The following is an 18,250-nucleotide window of genomic DNA, read 5'->3' as shown; positions in this document are numbered from 1 at the left end:
GACATTTTTGACTAAGGTACAACGATCGTTAAGAGTGACAAATTACTATTCCGCGATCAAAAGCGTTCCATAGTAAGATCCGTATTAACCGCAACGGCAGCTTTATTTCCTTTCGCAGCAGAAATTAGTAATGAAGTTGGTCTAGACTTTTCTGTTTCCCCCGCAATGTAAATATTTTTCTGTGTCGTTCTACCGACACCATCTGTAATCACCTTTCCGTTTTCTTTAACTTCACATCCTAGTTTTTCTGCAAAGTGATTGGGGCGATAAAAAGATGGTGCAACAAACCCACATGATCTATGAAGTATTTCTCCTGTCACAAATTCAATTTTTTGAAGGAGCCCATCATACCCGATCAACGCCTTTATTGCCTCTGATTTTATTTGGATATTCCGTTTTTGTAACTCTGCAATGCCTTCTTTCGATAATTGAATGCCATTTGTTAAAACGACAATATCCTGCGACCAGTTATAAACTAATTTTGTCAAATGCAGTACATGCTCTTCTTTTTCTGCTATGACAACTAACGGTTTATCTCTTTGTTCCCAGCCATCACAATATGGGCAACTAAATAGGCTTTTACCGTAATAATTTCTTATAGTTGGTATCGAAAAAATCTCTTGAATACCTGTGGCTAATAGTATCTTTTCTGTAATATATTCCTGACCATTTGGCGTTTTGACAATAAACCTATCCTGATCTTTAACCTTGATTATTTCAGTAATTGTTGTATTAAAATAGGATACCGAAGGATAATTCTTTAATTCTTTTAACCCTAATTCTTTAAATTGTTGGGGATTTATCCCATCGCGAGTGAGAAATCCATGTGATTCCTGTGTCACTCTATTTCGATTTGTTCCATCGTCAAATAATGCAATTTTTCTCCTAGCTCTCCCTAAAGTTAAACTAGCACTTAGCCCAGATGGACCTCCACCTATTACGGTGCAATCAAAAACTTTCATTTTTTACCACCTTATTCATTTCTTTTACTGTTTTAACAGTAACAAACTCCTTATACCCGAAATCATGAGAATCTATATACATGGATCTAAATCGTTCAAATAAACAAGCTTTTTTTGAACCTGCTTTCTATTTTTAACTAGACATCGAGATCCTATTCAGTAGTGGTTCCACCACAAAATAAATGTTTTTGGATAAGCCATCATACATTGATAGGCAAGGTGTTCATATTTTTTTAATGAAAAACAAAAAAGAGCATTAATCCTTTTATTGGATTAACGCATCATTTGCATATGAAATTCAATAGTTAAAAATAGTAAAAAACTATACTCGAATTTTATATTTATGTAAATCATTTATTATCCAATCAACTGCAGTTACAAGATTCTCTGCAATATAGTCTGGTTGAACGTCTTGCCATTCATGGCGAAATCTAGTTAGTGAACCTTTTCCCCAACCTGTTTTTACTAATACCTTTTTTGCTCCTGCTTTGTATGCAGCTAGCATATCCGAGCTACCCGTATCACCAACAACATAACATTCTTCAAGTTTTAAATTATGCATTTCTCTAGCTTTTAACAATAATCCGATATTCGGCTTTTGGCATTCACATCTATCATCAGGACTATGTGGACAGTAGTAAATCTCGTCTAGAAAAGCGGAATGCTTTGCTAATTCTTTCTGCATCATTTTAAAGCCCTTTAATAAATCAGCTTCAGTAAAATAGCCTCTACCTACTCTAGTTTGGTTTGTAAAAAGAAATACTTTTACTCCAATTTCGTTAAGTGATTTAATAGCTGCGGGTGCAAAGTTATACAACGAAAAATCAAATGGATGAATTCCTCCACCAGTACCCCCAATGGTTCCATCCCTATCTATAAACACAGCTCTCATCCTACATCATCGCCCCTATCCTCCTAAGGTCTATTTTAAATTTATTGTAACAAAACAAATGGAATAACTATACAAATTTTACCATAAACAAAAAGCCTGCAGGAAATGAATCCTACAGGCCGTTTACTTAATAATTAGTTGTCTTTTACATCTTTACGATTTTTCTTCAGCATTTTCGATAATACTTCATAGACAATCGGAACGACAATTAATGTTAATAATGTAGAAGATAATAACCCACCGATTACTGTGATTGCTAGGTCTTGAGAGATCAGACCGCCACCAGCACCACCGAAAGCCATTGGCATCATTGCACCAATTGTTGCGATGGCTGTCATTAAGATTGGGCGTAATCGTGTAGCCCCAGCTTCTAATATCGCCTCACGCATGTTCATACCATCGTGTTCCATATGGATAATCCGGTCGACGAGTACAATCGCATTCGTAACGACAATACCTATTAACATGAGTAAGCCCATCATAACGGATACAGAAATTGTTTGACCCGTTGCCCATAATCCAACCCATGAACCGATTACTGCGAATGGTAATGAGAATAGGATGGCAAATGGTGCTAAACCTTCACCGAATGTTACAACTAAGATGAAGTATACAATGGCAATTGCAGCTAACATAGCTACACCAAGTTGTGTGAATGTTTCAGCCATATCTGCGGCAACACCGCCAACACCAGTTGATACACCTTTTGGTAAATCGATATCAGCAATTTTTTCGTCCGCTGTTGTAGTAGCTTTAGAAATATCTTTGTCAGTAATTGCAGCAGTTACTGTTGCAAAGTACTCACCTTTTTGACGAGATAATGAATTTAATGTCGTACCTTCCTCAACCTCTACTAAATCAGCAATTTTCATTGCTTGACCCGTAGCAGTTTGAATTGGCGTTTCAAGTAACTCATCAATTGTTGCTGCGCTTGTTCTTGCATCGCGTTGAACTACAACTTCAATGTCATTGCCATCGCTTTCAACTTTTGTTAATACTTCTTTCGTAGTATCTGATTGTAAAGCCATTAAAATTTGTGCAGTAGTTAAACCGTATTGTAATACATTTTGTTGTTCAACAATTAAGCGGTGCTCTACATATGGGTTAGATGCGTTTGATTCAACATCTTCTAAACCTTTCACATCCTTTAATGCTGATTCTACTTGTGCTACGGCTTCACGTAAATCATCTAAGTCTTCACCGTATAATGTGTAGCTTACTTCATTTGAAGACATACCCATTGAGAAGTCTTGTGATTTCCACTCGCCTGATTGACCGATATTAAACACATAATCTAGTACTTCTTCTTTTGCTTCTGAGAAGTTATCCATTTCTGGATCAAAGATTAAGTACATTAAACCGCCACCAGCACCGCCACCCATCATCATTGCTGACGGATCTGACGAAGCTTCAGTCGTCACTGATAATTGAATAATATCAATATCGTCACGTTTCATTAATTCTTTTTCAACAACTTCGATGTTTGCTAATGTGTCATCAATTAACTCGCCTGTTTCAGGTGTATATGTTAAATACATTACTTTTTCTTCTTGAGAACCCATGAAGCTGAAGCCAATTAATGGCGTTAACGCTAATGAACCAACAAGCATAAGAACGGCTATAATTGACGTAATCCACTTATGATTTAAACATTTTTCTAAGAAGTTGCGATACAGAATCGCTAATTTACCAACTTCTTTATGCTGACTTGCTGACTTTTCACCGTAAATTTTCTTACGGAATAAGAAGTGAGAAAGTGCAGGTACGATTGTAATCGCAACGATTAATGATGCAATTAATGCAAATGACATTGTTAAGGCGAATGGTAAGAATAACTCGCCAACCATACCACCAACAAAGATTAACGGTGCGAATACCGCGATTGTTACTAATGTAGAAGATAAAATTGGCTTGAACATTTCAATCGTTGCTTCACGAATTAATGCACGACCTTGTAATTTTTCTTCTTTTAAATGCATACGACGGTAAATGTTTTCGACTACTACGATCGAGTCGTCAATAACACGACCAATGGCAACCGTAATGGCACCTAGTGTCATAATATTTAACGTAATATCCATCCAGTTTAATAATAGCAATGCCATGAAGATTGAAACCGGAATTGATATGATCGAAATAATTGTTGATTTAAAGTCACGTAGGAATAAAAGGATAATTAAAATCGCAATTAATCCACCGAATACCGCTTTTTCAATCATAGTAAACACTGAATCTTCAATTGGTTTACCTTGGTCAAGAGAAATATCGATTGCAAGACCATCGATTGCCTTCTCTTCTTCTTTAATTAAATCCTTTACAGCGTTTACGACTGTAACTGTGTTTGCATCTTGCCCTTTTACGACTTGAATTGAAATCGAGTCTTCACCATTGGTACGTGAAACAGATTGAACTTTACCCACTTTTTCAATTTTAGCAATATCACTTAATTTCACGAATGGTGTTGGATTTTCTGCGGATGGAGTAACAGGAATTAACATTTCCTTCAAGTCATCCATCGTTTTGAACTTGCCATCTATAGCTACGGCTTGCTCTCCATCTTCGAACTCATATAATCCTAGTGAAACGGCTAGGTCACTAGCTTGAATCATTTGCTTCACTGAATCTTCAGTCAATCCAAGTGATTCCATTTTAGCTGTATCATATGTAAATGATACTTCCTCGATATGTTGCCCTGTAATTGTTGCAGATGCAACACCATCAATTTTATTTAATTTTGGAAGGATTAGATCTTCAACAGTTGACGTTAATTCAACGATATCCTCCTCTGTACTACTAATCGATAGTGCGATAACAGGCATCATGTTCATGCTTATCGCCATTACTGACGGTTCTTGAACACCTTCAGGAACTACCACATTATCTAATGCTGCTTCTAGATCTCTCTTTTTCTCATCCATATCTACGCCATATTCATATTCCACTTGAACTTGTGAAACATTTGATGACGAAGTTGAATATACGGCCTTAACATCTTCTAGGCTTTCCAATGCCTTTTCGTATGGTACGGAAACGTCATTCATTACTTGTTCCGGTGTAGCTCCAGGATACACACCCATCACGATAAGGAAAGGAATAGAGATGTCAGGAATAGATTCCATTTTCATACGTGATGCCGAATAAATACCAGAAAACGTAATGATTATCGTTAATAACCATACCGCTAACTTATTTTTCAACACGAAATTCACTAAACCGTTCACGCTTTCACCTTACCTTTCTTGACTATATTTAATCACCATTCTATAATAATGACTACTCGGTCACGTGTCAAACGAAAGGAGCACCTAATTATTATGACAAAAAAACAATTGATCATTGATTCTGCTGTCCAATTGTTTTCGGAAAGAGGAATCGAGGCGACTTCTGTACAGCAAATTACAGACCATTGTGGTATTTCAAAAGGTGCATTTTATTTATCTTTTAAATCAAAAGAAGAATTAGTTACATCAGTTATTGAACATTTTATGAACAATATAATTATGAAAGTTGACCAAGCAGTCAATGCAACTCCTAACAAGGAGGACAAGTTGCTGACTTACTACGTTCAAACCTTTACAATTTTGTCGGAATATACAAGTTTTGCGGAAATTTTAATGAAGGAAAAGATGGCAGCTATAAGTGATGATTTAATTGAAAAGCTTCATTTTTTTGTTGCTCTGTCGAATGAAAATCTTATTAAAATCCTTTTTGATGTGTATGGTGATCAAATAAAAGGAAAGCAATTTGATTTAGTAATGATTATTAATGGAATGATACAAGGTTATTTATCGTGGATTTTTGAGGTTAGACACCCTTTTGATATTGTGAAATTATCACAATCTTTAGTTGAAAAGACGGATCTTATCGCAACAAAGAGTCAGCTCATTTTTCTCGAAGAATCAGCATTTATATTCACTAAGTACGAACAAAAACCTTTACAAGAGTATGTAGATGAATTACAGAGCATGCTTGATGAAACAAATGGCACCATTGAAAAAGAGTCGCTTTTATTATTAATTGAGGAATTAAAGTTAGTAGAACCACGAACAGCCATTATTCTAGGTCTTTTATCAAATTTAAATAATAACGAAAAATTCGATTGGATCAAGTTCTTAATTCGAAAGCAATTGAGTACTAAAAAAGTAACTAAATGATTTCAAATTTAAAGGCTCGCTATGCTAATGGAGGATTGAAGTGCACCCAAAAGCGTAGCGAGCCTTTCTTTATTTATCCCTTCGTTCTGGATTACTTATTCGGATTTAGGAAGTCCAGTATTTCTTTAATAACCTTTTTTGGATCCTCAATCATACCTAAATGTCCAGTATTTGTTGAGACTTTTATAACATTACTATTGGATGTTTCAATTGGTGTGACTGCTTTATCTTGTTCACCTTCAATTACTAAAATGGGCGTAGAAGTTTGATCTACTAGGTCACGTTGATTAGGGCGTGACTTCATTGCTCCAAGTGCAGCTATTAATCCTTCCTTCTTTGCTTCATAGGCAACATCCTTTGCAAACAGAATATCTTCCGTTTTTGCGTCAGGTGCTAGAAAGTTATGAATGACACCATCGACAAAAGAACCGACACTTGTATCCTGAATTTCTTCTTGCTGTCTCGTTCTTTTTATAATGGCTTCTGCTGTATCAGGTGCATCAGATGAATAAAGTAAAACAGCCTTCTCAATTTGGCTATATTGCTTTTCAATCGCAGCAAGTGTAATATAGCCTCCCATCGAATGACCGACCCAATAGGCCTTTTCTACACCTTCTTTTAATAATACATCAACAACTTCTTCCGCATAGCGGTACATCGTGTAATCACCATCTTCAATGTCGCTACTGCCGTGACCTGGTAAATCTACAGCAATGACATCAAAATGCTTTTGTAGTGGTTCCATGATTTTATCGAAAATAGAAATCCCACCTAAAAAACCATGGATTAATACTAATACTTGACCTGAGCCTTTTCGCGTGTAATTTAACATTTAACAGTCCTCCCCTTATGAATACTACTTGTACTATTTCCTTTTAGCGCCCCTATGTAAACCTACGACGTTTGGTTTTCTCTCTCTTTTTATTTTTTATTCATAGCAAAAAAATCATCTCTCAACTAAGAAATTTCTGAAGAGAGATGATTTTAGTCCAAACCTTATTTTAATTTACGTGCTTTGTTATACAATCTCCCTCATAATTGAGGCGGTAATCGTAATTTGTCTATTTGGCACTATATATATGATTTTTTCCGTTTAAACGTTGGCTTTACTTCTGCAAAAAGAATGGCGAAGAAGATTAATATACAGCCAACAATCATACGTCCAGTTAATAACTCGTTTAGAAGTATAACGGAAAATAAAGTACCGAATAATGATTCTGTTGATAAAATAATCGCAGACTTTGTTGGGTTTGCATACTGCATCCCAATATTTTGACATACATATGCAACAGCTGTACAAAATACTGCTAAATAAATGATAATGCCAATACCTTGTGTTGATGCGGTTGTAGGTATCTCCCCTAAAATTAATACGGCAATGACACTTAAAATCGCAGATGTATAAAATTGGACAATCGTTAAAGCTAACGCATCCTCGGTTTTAACGAAAACATTCGTATAAAAAATATCAAACGCAAAGGCGACAGCACAAATTATGGATAACATATCCCCAATATTAATCGTTAAAGAATCTTGTAATGATAAAAACCCAATTCCGACAATCGCAACACCTGCTGCTACAAACTCAAATCGATCGATTCGACGCTTATATATAACATAAGCAATAATTGGAACGATAATCACATTGATTGCTGTTAAGAAGGCATTTTTTGAAGGGGTTGTATATTCTAGTCCCATTGTTTGTAATGCAAACGCTGTAAATAAAATTGCACCAAGTACTGCGCCTTTCCAAAGTACAGACTTTGTAATTAGCTTTAGTTTCTTATAAAAAATAATCGTTAATATTGCTGAAGCTAATAAAAATCTACCAGCCATCAATTGAAAAACCGTCCAATGCTCAAGACCTATAGCCATTCCTACGAAGCCACTTCCCCACATCACTGCGGTAATGAGCATTAAAATCTCACCTTTATACTTTTGCATGTTCATTCCTTCTCTCTATCTATCTACATTAAAGTTACAATAATCAAAATTCAATAAAAAAGGAAGTACATTTTCATATTAATGATAATGCATGTAGAAACTAATGAAATTTTGTATGTTTCATTTGACAGAATTGGATGAAAAGGGTTTTTTTGATGGATTAAGAGGAGATTTGATTTAGGTACTGATTGATTTGTTCGAAGTGTAATTAGTATAATTTCTCACTATAGTGTCGTATAATATGTTAATTAAGACTTAACTATATAATCTACTTTCTCATAGTTGAGCAAATGTTGCTTTGTTTTAATAATTGTAATGGTAATTTTGTTAAAATTCGTGTAGAATTAGCTTTTATAAACAGTTAGGGACGTGAACAATTTGATCAACATAGAAATGCCAAAACCAGACGTAGTAATTCGTCAACGTGAACAAGTAATTAAACCAGGAGAAGTAGAAATTACTCCTTACTTTGGTTTTATTGACTTCCACAAAATCACACGTGAAAATGGAGGAATTTTCTTCTTCTACAACGAGAAAAATGAACTATTATTCGTTGGTAAAGCTAGAAAAATTCGTCAACGAATTAAAAAACACTTCGAAGATAATGTTTCTCCAATGAAAAACCACCGTGATGAAATTCACAAAATTGAAGTGTATGAAATCGAAGACCCGATGGAACGTGAAATTTACGAAACTTATGCAATTAATATGTTTAAATCAAAATACAATATCGATAAAGTATTTTTTGAACGTTAATTGAAATGGAATAGGTTGTACTAGCATTTGATTGTTAGTACAACCTTTTTTTATTTTTGCTGATAATCTAACATTTCATTAATTTTCTTCATATCTTGCAATATGTTTATCTTTTGCTTTGCAATGCCATCATACCACTTATCGATTTGATCAAGCATTTTAGGCTCAACTTCTTTTCCTTCTGCCAATAAATGTACAATAATATCAATTGCCTTTGTACGATCTGCGTAAAATTTCGTACGTGCAGCAAAATCTTTCCCAACATTTTGCTTAAATAGATGACCTAGCTGAATAATGCCGTTGTTCATCATTTGTTCAGCATACAAAGTTGAGCCAACAACAGCTAATCGCTCATTAAAAGAAGGCTCTTCTTTAATATAATTTTGCATCATCATTGTTACTTCATTAGAAAATGCTTTTAATTTGTCCTTTTGTCCATCCATTAAGCTTTTTGTTTCCTCAAACAGTTTAAGCATGGAATATGTACGGTCTAGCATGTCCTTCGCCTTTTTAAAGTTCTCATCACTTGCACCGTTTAAACGTACTTGTACCGTCTCATAAACATATTGACGCTGTAAATAAGCAGTTAATAAAATAATTCCATTATAATGAATACTTGCTTCGTAGTGATTTGTCATCGTCTTCCTCCAACACGTAAAAGGAATTGACAGTAACTTTTGTGTAATCAATTGTTCCGTCAATTCGAGTTCGTACTATTGCTATTATTTATGCTAATCTAACAATAACACACTATGTCCGTGTTCGCATTAAGGTGTTTTCCACAATGATTCAAATTGTTGCCAATTCACTAATCTTGGGAATGATAACTGTTGATTGTAGGATTGATTTTTTACAATCGCTACTGTTTTCGAATCTGCTAAAGTATTTAAAACAGCAGGTTTATCATCTACATACACATCCAGTGCTAAATCTTTAATAATGTCGATCTTTTCATGGTCTTGCATACCACAGTAAAAGCGCTCATCCACTACAGGGAAGCCTTGAGCTTTCACCCATTCACGCGTCTGCTGACAAAATTTTTTAGGACGCGAAGTAATATAGTAAATTTCATGTCCTTCTTCCGCAAGCTTATTTAGTACTTCCTTCGCGTATTCGTAGCTTGGGCAGTCAGTGAAATAGATCTCTTCCATAGTATCTTTCCACATTTGGTTTCCTTGCTCACCAGTTAAACCAAATGCCTCGTGAATTTCAACTGTAAGAATCGCTTCAAATACGTCAATCCCTACTGATTGCCCTAATTTCTTGTTATACAAATGAAACGCGTGTCGACGTAAATCAATTAGTGTATCATCAATATCAAAACCAAATTTCATGTTAATCACCTAACTATATACGACAAAAGCCTCGTGAAACTTTTGCTCTTTTTCTATTTGTATTGCTTGAATTTTTGCGATTTCCGATTTCCGTTTTGTTGCACAGGATACAAAATCAAATGATTGATCCTTCGTTAGCATTTGCGCTAAAATATGCGCATCCATTAAAGCACTATTCAATCCAAATGCGCCAGTTGGGGTCATTGTGTGCACCGCGTCACCGATTAAAATGACACCATCTTTCCCCCATTGCTCACTTGTACTACTAAAAACATCGAGCAAAATAAAATCCTGCCACGACTGTATATGATCTCTTACAGCTGAAGCGAGCTGTGGAAATGCTTGTTCAAGCTTTTCGATGAATGGGGTAAAAGGTTGTTTTCGAAGTGAAGAAAAGCTACCCTTTTCAATGTTCCAGCCAATTTGAACCAAGCCTTTAGCTTGGGTGAACAATGAAATTTGCATACCTTCAACTAACGCCATCTTAATAGAGGGCATCCAATTGTCTGGCGCTGGAATGCGTGCCCATAATAAATCGTAGCCATGGTCTCGTATTGTCACATCTAAATTCGCTTTTTTACGAATTGTTGAGTATCGTCCGTCAGCACCAATTATTAATTGACTCTCAATAATGAATTCTTCACCATTTTGAACAGCATGAACAGCAGTATATTGTCCTTGTTCATTTTGTATTAATTCTTTCACCGACGTATTTAATAAATAGTCAAAATGCTCATATGTTTTTGCCTGTTCAAGTATTGCCTCTAATAGATGCGCTTGTGGTACATGAATTCCTAAATGACCAACCTGTTTATCAGGGAAAATCGTTTTAATACACTCCCCATGTTGCCAATATTCAAGTGTTTCCATTTTCAACAAACCAAGTTGCTCAATTTTATCATACAAATCATGTTGTTTTAATACCATTTCGCCTTCTTCATTTAAATGTTCCCCACGAAAGGCTTTCGCAAAATCTCCTGTCCGTTCAATTAATAAAACAGACACGTTCTTTTTTGCTAATAAATTTGCAAGTAATGCACCACCTGGGCCTCCACCTACAATACAAACATCTACCTTTCGATTCATCTTTCCACCTGCTTAGGATAAGCTGTAATACGTATGTCTTCGCCAATCCGGACGACCTCATCAAATTGTAGTGTTTGCGCTAAATCAATTGAATCGACATCTTCTCCACTAAAGGGTGTAATCGAATTTTTCCCTCCAAGTACTTTCGGTGCAATGTAAATAATATATTGGTCAATGAAGCCGCTACGTAAAAAGGACGCATTGACTGCACCTCCACCTTCAACTAATAAATGCGTAATCCCTACTTGATAAAGCGCTTTTAATGTTGATTCGATGTCTAATCCTCGCTCTGTTTGTTTGACGCGTATAATGATGATCCCTTGCTTTTCTAATGCCTCGGCCTTTTTGGCATCAGCATCAAAGGAAGTAACAATCACTGTACGTGCCTCAGTTGTATTGCTAACATGCGCATCTAACGGTGTTTTTAACGAACTATCTAATATAACTCGTATAGAATTTCGACCATTGCCATCAGGGAGACGTGTTGTTAATTTTGGATTATCATTTAATACTGTTTGAACACCAACTAAAATACCGTCCACTTCATGGCGCAATTGATGGACATCCGCACGCGCTGCTTCTGCTGTAATCCACTGTGAATGCCCATTATGCGCTGCAATTTTACCGTCCAAAGTCATTGCAAATTTCGAGACAACAAACGGACGCTCCGTTAACATATTATGGATGAAGCGTTCGTTTAGTTTTCTTGCTTCTTCATCCAGTATGCCAACTTCTACTTCAATTCCTGCATCACGTAAAAGCTGAATGCCACGTCCCGCAACAGAAGGATTTGGGTCTTCCATTGCCACAACAACCCGCGCAACTTCGGATTCCTTAACTAAATTTGCACAAGGAGGTGTTTTTCCATAATGAGAGCAAGGTTCTAGTGTTACATAAAGGGTTGCTCCCTTTGCATGCTCTCCAGCCATACGAAATGCATGAACCTCTGCATGTGGCTCACCTGCTTTACGGTGTAACCCAGTCCCTACAATTACACCATCTTTTACAAGCACAGCCCCTACAAGAGGATTTGGGTTTGTATTTCCTTTTGCACTTGCTGCCAAATCAAGTGCTAACTGCATATAGTTACGATCTGTCATCATCTTTATTTCCCCTTAAACAAATAGCTTTTCTACATTTCCGATATGACCTGATTTTTCTACTTTAGTTTGTAGATAGTGTGCATTATTTTTTGTTAATCCACCCCAAAGTGGGATGTGTCCATCTACAGATAAACCGTGTGCTTGTAATGCTGCTAATTTTTTCGGATTATTTGTAATGAGTGTTACGGTCTTCGTACGCAGTGCCTCTAAAATCTTGATTGCATCTTCGTATGAGCGTGTATCATCTTCAAAACCAAGCGCATGATTTGCTTGTACCGTATCATAATCTTGTTCTTGTAAAAGATACGCTAAAGATTTTGTGAATAATCCAATGCCACGACCTTCATGATCTGCTAAATAAAAAATCGCTCCACAACCATGCTCGACTATCATTTTCATTGATTCGTGTAATTGATAACCACAATCACATCGTTGTGAACCAAAAATATCGCCTGTATGACAAATACTATGCATACGAATAAGGGCCTCTTCCTGATGTTCAAAATCGCCATAAACGAGTACAGAAGACTGTTGACCGAATGCTAAGTTCATCTCCTGTAATGAACCAATAACTTGTTCTTTTGTTAACGAACGTTCTGTTGGCAGCCAAGAATACCAATTAAAAGTCGCTTCAAAATCCCCTTGTTTAATCGGTAATTTTACCGGTCCGACTAACGCTAAGTTTTGCGAGTCGTTTCGCGCGACAAGTTTCATTTTATCTCTTAAAATATCCATAGTATCTTTCATATTCATCACCATTATTCCTTTATCTAGTTACTTTACGTAACTTAGTTTACAATAATAACTGTTGAACGTCAATTAAGGGCTATCAGAAAAGCGTTGTACTATTCTGGTAGCCCTATTTTATTTATTATATTTTCAGTTTTCTCATATAAACAGGCAGTTGTACTAACCTAATAAATTTGTGCGATAGTTGTTAGTATTATTTAAAAGTGATAGTCTTCAATTTTCTTTACTTTTTGTGCAATTAAACTCACAACAATAAATGTTACAAAGGACGCACCTATCGGCAGTGTGACTGAATGCATTCCGTAAATGTTTGGAGTGAATTCAGAAATGAAAATATAAAGTATTAATCCGACTACCATCGAGCTAATCGCTCCATATTTGTTTGCTTTTTTCCAATATAAACCGAATACAACACTCCATAAAAACGCTGATTCTAAACCACCAAATGCAAATAAATTCAGCATAATTAGTAATTCAGGTGGCTTCAATGCAAAAATGACTACTGCTAAGCCAATAATTGTAGTCACCCAGAAGCTTCGATTTTTAATCTGGCTTTCTGTTGCATTTTTATTAATGTAATTCAAATATATATCTTTTACAACGGTTGAGCTCACTAAGATTAGTAAGGCATTTACCGTTGACATAATCGCTGCCATTGGCGCAGCAAGTACGATTCCTGCTAATACAGGCGGTAATACTTCAAGCGTTAATAATGGCATCACCTTATCACCAATTTCAATACCAGGGATAACTGGACGGGCGAAAACACCGATTAAGTGCATCCCAAACATGATTGTACCAATTCCAATTGTCCCAATTAAAATTGCACGGTGCAAGCTTTTTGAATCCTTATAGCTCATCGCACGAACGGCAATTTGCGGCAATCCGATTACCCCAAGTCCAATTAAAATCCAAAATGTTGATACATATAATGGCGTTAAATTTCCTTCAGCACCAAATGGTGAAACAAGTTGTGGATTTTCTGATACTAAGCTTTGCATAATATGATCGACACCACCACCTGCAATGATCGTTCCGATTAATAAAATGACAGTACCGATAATCATAATTGATCCTTGCAATGCATCCGTTAATGCGACTGCTCGGAAACCACCGATAATGACATACACGAGCACAGATGCAGCGAATATAAATAATGCAGTTGTGTACGATAGTCCCGTGAGCGATTCAATAAGACGTGCACCACCAACCCATTGTGCTGTCATCGATGCAAATAAAAAAACGATAATACTGATTGCAGATAAAATAACAATCGTATTACTGTCATAGCGCTTTTTTAAAAAGTCTATTAGCGTAATTGCTTCAATACGACGTGCTACAATGGCAAACTTCTTTCCTAATACCATTAATACGAAATAGCCTGCTGGTAACTGTGCCATTGCTAAGAGCACCCAACCAAGGCCAGTGTTATAGGCAACACCTGGTCCCCCAATAAAACTTGAGGCGCTCCCATAGGTCGCCATCATCGTCATCGCTAAGAGGAAGCCACCCATTTCACGTCCACCTAAAAAATACTCCTGCATAAAGGAAGTTGACGTACGAACTTGACGATTCGCCCATATCCCAATCCCGAATATCACCACTAAAAATACAAATAGTGGGATGATTACTTGCCAATGTATCACTTTTCTTCCTCCTCCTCTTCAAGCGAAATATCTTTGAAGAAAAGCTTCATCGCTAGCCAAATGCACACAATCATAAAAATTGTACCTGCTATGCAGCTATAGAAAAACCAAGCGGGAAAACCAAATACATACGTATATTCAGTTGGATCACCTGAACCGAGACCGTACGCAAAGCCGTACCAAATAGCAAAGTTAATTACGACTAGTACAACACCAATTAAAGCTTCTCGATGCGCGATTTTAAAACGCTTATCTTGCATGTAAAAACATCCTTTCTTAAACAAATAAATAATCTATTCTATAATACGTTTCTATCGTGTCAAAGAAAAGAGTTTCTACTAGAAAAACTCTGAATTCCCCTTATTTTTACCCGTTTTTATATTAAATAACTTTGTTTAAGTAACTAAACCGTCTATACGCACCCTCTTAGCAGCTTCACCCTCCTTTGCACAAAATTTAATTGAAACAGCTAAAGAACAACTGACCTTAAGCGAAAATGCTATACTTTTAATAATTTTCAGCGTTTTTATTTTCTATCTATGTCCCTTTTTGCTATACTGAGAAAGTAAAATAAATACTATGTGGGGGAAAGTAATGAAGAAATTATCAGCGGTTATGTTAGCGTTTACACTTGTATTCTCAAGTGTTGGAACAACTCTATTTTTCGCTAACGATACACAAACAGTCGAAGCAAAATCGTACAAATCTGGCAAAAAAGGATTTAACAATTCAAACAGCAATAACAACTCGAATATCCAAAAAAATGATGATGCAACAAGTCCAACAACAGCTAAGCAAAACAACGGTACTACAACGAAGCAAGATACTACTAAAGCTTCTTCAAATAAAGGTGGCTTAATGAAAGGGCTTATGCTTGGTGGTTTAGCTGGTCTTTTATTCGGAAGCTTATTTGCTAACATGGGTATGCTTGGTTCAATTTTAGGTTTATTAGTAAACGTTCTTGCCATTGGTGCAATCGTATTCTTCTTAGTGAAAATCTATCAATTAATTAAACGCAAAAAAGAAAAAGAAGAGGTTACGCAAACTTGGAAAAACTAACGTTACTTGAACAAGATTTAATTAACGCTGTTTGCTTATTCCACGCTAAATTTAAAAACGTAGAACCACAAAATATTGAAGTGGAACTTATGTATGATGATGTTGCGGGGTATTCAGCCGAGGCGTTTTATAACGGACAGTTGGAAGTTTATAATTCGGTCAATTTCATTATGGCCATTCGCCTTTATATTGATGAGCAGCTTGGCCGTGATTCAATGTCTGCACGTATTTCGCTAGACATCCATGATGAAGAAGGCATGGTTGCTTATATCGAATTTTAGTGTACAAATAGGTTTGCCTCATTTTTTTGAGGTCAAACCTATTTTTTAATCGTTAAAATTAATCGGAATTTTAACGATTACATATTTCCCTGTCCACTTTTGTGTAGTCACAATTAATTTTTTTTCTTGCTTTTCAAAAATTAATCCACTACCCTCTTTATCCTTATAAATCCACTTATTTTGATCTACCAATTTTTTAATCGTATCATCAACGATAGACATATCCTGTTCACTTGTGATATACCATGCAAATCCGTCTTCATCCGTTAATTTTTCCATTGGCTTTTCTGAATGATTGATTATTTTAATAACGTCTCTTTTGCTCAAACTTTCAATTGGAAGCGAAGGATAAAAATCTTTGTTGTAAATTACAAAAATAAGAATGAATATGCAAATCGTTCCTAATGAGAATGCTAGTATACCCTTTTTCATACTGTACTTGCTCCTTTTATAATTTTGCAATAGTAGTAGTGAATTGATTAAATAATCCGCATCGTTCTAACTGTTATTTGAGCACTTATTTAAATCTCAGTCAATTGCATCTAGTTTTATATAGTTTTCTGTCCTATCTAACCATTCATTTACTAAACAGTTAAAAAGTTCTGGTTGCTCAATTTGTAAGTTATGACCTGCGATATCTAAAATTGCAACTGAACCCCTTGGATAATATTCCATTATGTTGAGTGCATCTTTATATCCTACAGATGCGTCTTGTCTTCCTAAAAGAAATAAACTTGGTTTCGTATAATTAGTATTTTCAAGTTCAAATGAAAATGCATAATTATTTTTAATCTTCTCCAAAAATTGTGCATCCGCGATTTTACATCCAGATATAATTTCTTTGTTATAGCGTAACCAATTATACTCATTGAGTACAACTTGATTACTACTAAAGTCAGTTAATTCTACCTCTGAAATCTTTTTTAAAAATTCATTGTCCCTTTTTAAAACTTTATGTTTCTCAATTGTTCTTTCGCTTTGATTAGGAATAATAACAGGGCAAATAAATGCTACTCCAAGTACTCGATCTTTGTGCTTTTTAATAAGCCCTCTAGCTAAATAACCTCCATATGATTCTCCTGCAATTATGTATTCTTGATTAGGAAGTACAGCTTCAATAAAATCTATAAGTGTACTTAAAATATGATCGGAATTACTAATTTCGTCATAATTTTTTGTTAAACCCATTCCAGGTAAGTCAACATAAATTCGTCTCCACCCTTTCCTCAAAGTAAAAATTGGCTCCATACAACCACTCATTAATCTATGATCAGGTGTAAATCCGTGTATTAATAAAATTGGAATCCCATCTCCTATTTCTTCATAATAAATCTCAGCCTGACGAACTTTACAATACGCCAATTCACTTCCTCCTTTCAAATCGAGCTAAACCGAATGTTTGTTCTCATTATAAATGATTATGCAAAAAATAACAAATTCTTATAAAATAGGTTCTATGTCAAATGTTGGGGTAATGTCATAATGATTCATCAATCGGCACTACCTTTTTGTTTTTTCTAAACAAGTCCGTTAATTTCCATTACGGGCGGGCGCTTTCCGCGGGCACGGCTCCAACTAACTACCAACTGGATGCGTCCCGTTGCGTTGGTAATGGATTTCCCGCACGTGCTGTTCCCGCAGGACCGCCCTCCATTCCAATCAACTCTCTATTAACCAAGGTGTATATCTACTTCTTTATATACTCTACTTAATAGTACTTTTGCTTTGAAGTGTTCATACTTCCTAAATACAAATGCATGACGCTTGGTGACTTTCGAAGTGTTATTAATGCCCTCTTAAAAACCATTTGAATAGCCAAATGCGTAACGATTTAAAATCTCTACTTGCCTGCAGGGTTCATATCCATGACAACGATTTCTACATTTGAACCGTACTGTGCCAAATAATCTTTAATTGTATCTCTACGACGATTCGGTAAAATATCTATTAGTTGATGCATTTTTTGCGTCTGCAATAATTAGCTGATATTTGCCCGCATCTGTATCTGCCTTATATTCATCAATCGCAATTACTTTTGGTAACATCACGCCTTTTGGCATTGTTTGTACAACATTTTTAAAGCGACGAATTACTGTCGTTGAGGAGACACCTGTCGTTTCCGCTGCTTCTTCCGGCTTGTGGAAATAAAACAGCGAAAGTACATGATTATCGTATACAAAAAGTTTTGTGCTTTTTTTGCACAAATTGAATAGATACCCAAACAAATATTATAGAACCATAAAATAAATACCCCGTTCACCTTTTAAAATGAACGGGGTACCC

Annotated in this window: 20 protein-coding genes; 4 read left to right on the top strand and 16 right to left on the bottom strand. The window is 35.8% G+C overall.

The genetic code is table 11. From position 1 onward, the window contains the following. Positions 1-56: 56 nt before the first annotated feature. The 3 genes from MKZ17_RS10855 to MKZ17_RS10845 form a co-directional block, all read right to left on the bottom strand. Positions 57-962, bottom strand: coding sequence for an NAD(P)/FAD-dependent oxidoreductase (locus MKZ17_RS10855; RefSeq protein WP_340723752.1), 906 nt, complete (start codon positions 960-962; stop codon positions 57-59). Positions 963-1,284: 322 nt separating this feature from the next. Further along, a complete protein-coding gene (locus MKZ17_RS10850) occupies positions 1,285-1,854 on the bottom strand; it encodes a D-glycero-alpha-D-manno-heptose-1,7-bisphosphate 7-phosphatase (protein ID WP_340723751.1) in 570 nt (189 codons plus the stop codon). Positions 1,855-1,988: 134 nt separating this feature from the next. Continuing rightward, entirely contained in the window at positions 1,989-5,075 is a 3,087-nt protein-coding gene (locus MKZ17_RS10845) for an efflux RND transporter permease subunit (protein WP_340723750.1), read from the bottom strand. 93 nt (positions 5,076-5,168) lie between these two features. On the opposite strand from MKZ17_RS10845, the gene MKZ17_RS10840 reads away from it, so the two are divergent. Beyond that, positions 5,169-6,008, top strand: coding sequence for a TetR/AcrR family transcriptional regulator (locus MKZ17_RS10840; protein WP_340723749.1), 840 nt, complete (start codon positions 5,169-5,171; stop codon positions 6,006-6,008). Between the two features lie 91 nt (positions 6,009-6,099). On the opposite strand, the gene MKZ17_RS10835 is transcribed toward MKZ17_RS10840, so the two are convergent. Next, complete coding sequence (locus MKZ17_RS10835; RefSeq protein ID WP_340723748.1) at positions 6,100-6,840, bottom strand: alpha/beta fold hydrolase; 741 nt, start codon at positions 6,838-6,840, stop codon at positions 6,100-6,102. A 239-nt stretch (positions 6,841-7,079) separates the two neighbouring features. Continuing rightward, entirely contained in the window at positions 7,080-7,952 is an 873-nt protein-coding gene (locus MKZ17_RS10830; RefSeq protein ID WP_340723747.1) for a DMT family transporter, read from the bottom strand. Positions 7,953-8,345: 393 nt separating this feature from the next. On the opposite strand from MKZ17_RS10830, the gene MKZ17_RS10825 reads away from it, so the two are divergent. Beyond that, positions 8,346-8,708, top strand: a complete 363-nt coding sequence (locus MKZ17_RS10825) for a nucleotide excision repair endonuclease (protein WP_340725541.1) — start codon at positions 8,346-8,348, stop codon at positions 8,706-8,708. A 50-nt stretch (positions 8,709-8,758) separates the two neighbouring features. Here the strand turns inward: MKZ17_RS10825 and MKZ17_RS10820 are convergent, their stop codons facing one another. From MKZ17_RS10820 to MKZ17_RS10790, 7 genes are all read right to left on the bottom strand, one after another. Continuing rightward, positions 8,759-9,346 (bottom strand): transcriptional regulator, encoded by a 588-nt coding sequence (locus tag MKZ17_RS10820; protein WP_340723746.1) that lies wholly within the window; start codon positions 9,344-9,346, stop codon positions 8,759-8,761. 129 nt (positions 9,347-9,475) lie between these two features. Further along, complete coding sequence (locus MKZ17_RS10815; RefSeq protein WP_340723745.1) at positions 9,476-10,042, bottom strand: 5' nucleotidase, NT5C type; 567 nt, start codon at positions 10,040-10,042, stop codon at positions 9,476-9,478. 9 nt (positions 10,043-10,051) lie between these two features. Then, entirely contained in the window at positions 10,052-11,128 is a 1,077-nt protein-coding gene (locus MKZ17_RS10810; RefSeq protein ID WP_340723744.1) for an FAD-dependent monooxygenase, read from the bottom strand. Next, the gene (ribD, locus tag MKZ17_RS10805) at positions 11,125-12,231 is read right to left on the bottom strand and encodes a bifunctional diaminohydroxyphosphoribosylaminopyrimidine deaminase/5-amino-6-(5-phosphoribosylamino)uracil reductase RibD (protein WP_340723743.1); all 1,107 of its coding nucleotides are present in this window, start codon (positions 12,229-12,231) and stop codon (positions 11,125-11,127) included. The genes MKZ17_RS10810 and ribD overlap by 4 nt, the downstream gene beginning before the upstream one ends. A gap of 12 nt (positions 12,232-12,243) precedes the next feature. Then, on the bottom strand, positions 12,244-12,984 hold the full coding sequence (locus MKZ17_RS10800) for a GTP cyclohydrolase II (RefSeq protein ID WP_340723742.1): 741 nt from the start codon (positions 12,982-12,984) through the stop codon (positions 12,244-12,246). Positions 12,985-13,178: 194 nt separating this feature from the next. Next, entirely contained in the window at positions 13,179-14,624 is a 1,446-nt protein-coding gene (panF, locus tag MKZ17_RS10795; protein ID WP_340725540.1) for a sodium/pantothenate symporter, read from the bottom strand. After that, on the bottom strand, positions 14,624-14,887 hold the full coding sequence (locus tag MKZ17_RS10790) for a YhdT family protein (protein ID WP_340723741.1): 264 nt from the start codon (positions 14,885-14,887) through the stop codon (positions 14,624-14,626). The genes panF and MKZ17_RS10790 overlap by 1 nt, the downstream gene beginning before the upstream one ends. 334 nt (positions 14,888-15,221) lie before the next feature. Between MKZ17_RS10790 and MKZ17_RS10785 the strand changes: the two genes are divergently transcribed. Together MKZ17_RS10785 and MKZ17_RS10780 are read left to right on the top strand one after the other, a co-directional pair. Then, positions 15,222-15,686, top strand: coding sequence for a hypothetical protein (locus MKZ17_RS10785; protein ID WP_340723740.1), 465 nt, complete (start codon positions 15,222-15,224; stop codon positions 15,684-15,686). After that, entirely contained in the window at positions 15,674-15,967 is a 294-nt protein-coding gene (locus MKZ17_RS10780; protein ID WP_340723739.1) for a YxcD family protein, read from the top strand. The genes MKZ17_RS10785 and MKZ17_RS10780 overlap by 13 nt, the downstream gene beginning before the upstream one ends. 45 nt (positions 15,968-16,012) lie before the next feature. Here MKZ17_RS10780 and MKZ17_RS10775 read toward each other — a convergent pair whose 3' ends face one another. The 4 genes from MKZ17_RS10775 to MKZ17_RS10765 all read right to left on the bottom strand — a co-directional run bounded on the left by MKZ17_RS10775 (position 16,013) and on the right by MKZ17_RS10765 (position 18,171). After that, positions 16,013-16,399 carry a hypothetical protein gene (locus tag MKZ17_RS10775; RefSeq protein ID WP_340723738.1) on the bottom strand — a complete coding sequence of 129 codons (387 nt, stop codon included), beginning with the start codon at positions 16,397-16,399 and terminating at the stop codon, positions 16,013-16,015. 96 nt (positions 16,400-16,495) lie between these two features. Further along, positions 16,496-17,329 (bottom strand): alpha/beta fold hydrolase, encoded by an 834-nt coding sequence (locus MKZ17_RS10770; RefSeq protein WP_340723737.1) that lies wholly within the window; start codon positions 17,327-17,329, stop codon positions 16,496-16,498. Between the two features lie 478 nt (positions 17,330-17,807). Further along, entirely contained in the window at positions 17,808-17,927 is a 120-nt protein-coding gene (locus MKZ17_RS20600; protein ID WP_350462260.1) for a transposase, read from the bottom strand. Next, positions 17,890-18,171 carry a hypothetical protein gene (locus tag MKZ17_RS10765; protein WP_340723736.1) on the bottom strand — a complete coding sequence of 94 codons (282 nt, stop codon included), beginning with the start codon at positions 18,169-18,171 and terminating at the stop codon, positions 17,890-17,892. Before MKZ17_RS10765 ends, MKZ17_RS20600 begins: the two co-directional genes overlap by 38 nt. Positions 18,172-18,250: the final 79 nt, after the last annotated feature.

Origin of the sequence: Solibacillus sp. FSL R7-0682 (assembly GCF_038005985.1) — a bacterium.
In the GTDB taxonomy this organism is placed as follows: Bacteria; Bacillota; Bacilli; order Bacillales_A; family Planococcaceae; genus Solibacillus.
This window is presented reverse-complemented; position numbering and strand designations above follow the sequence as displayed.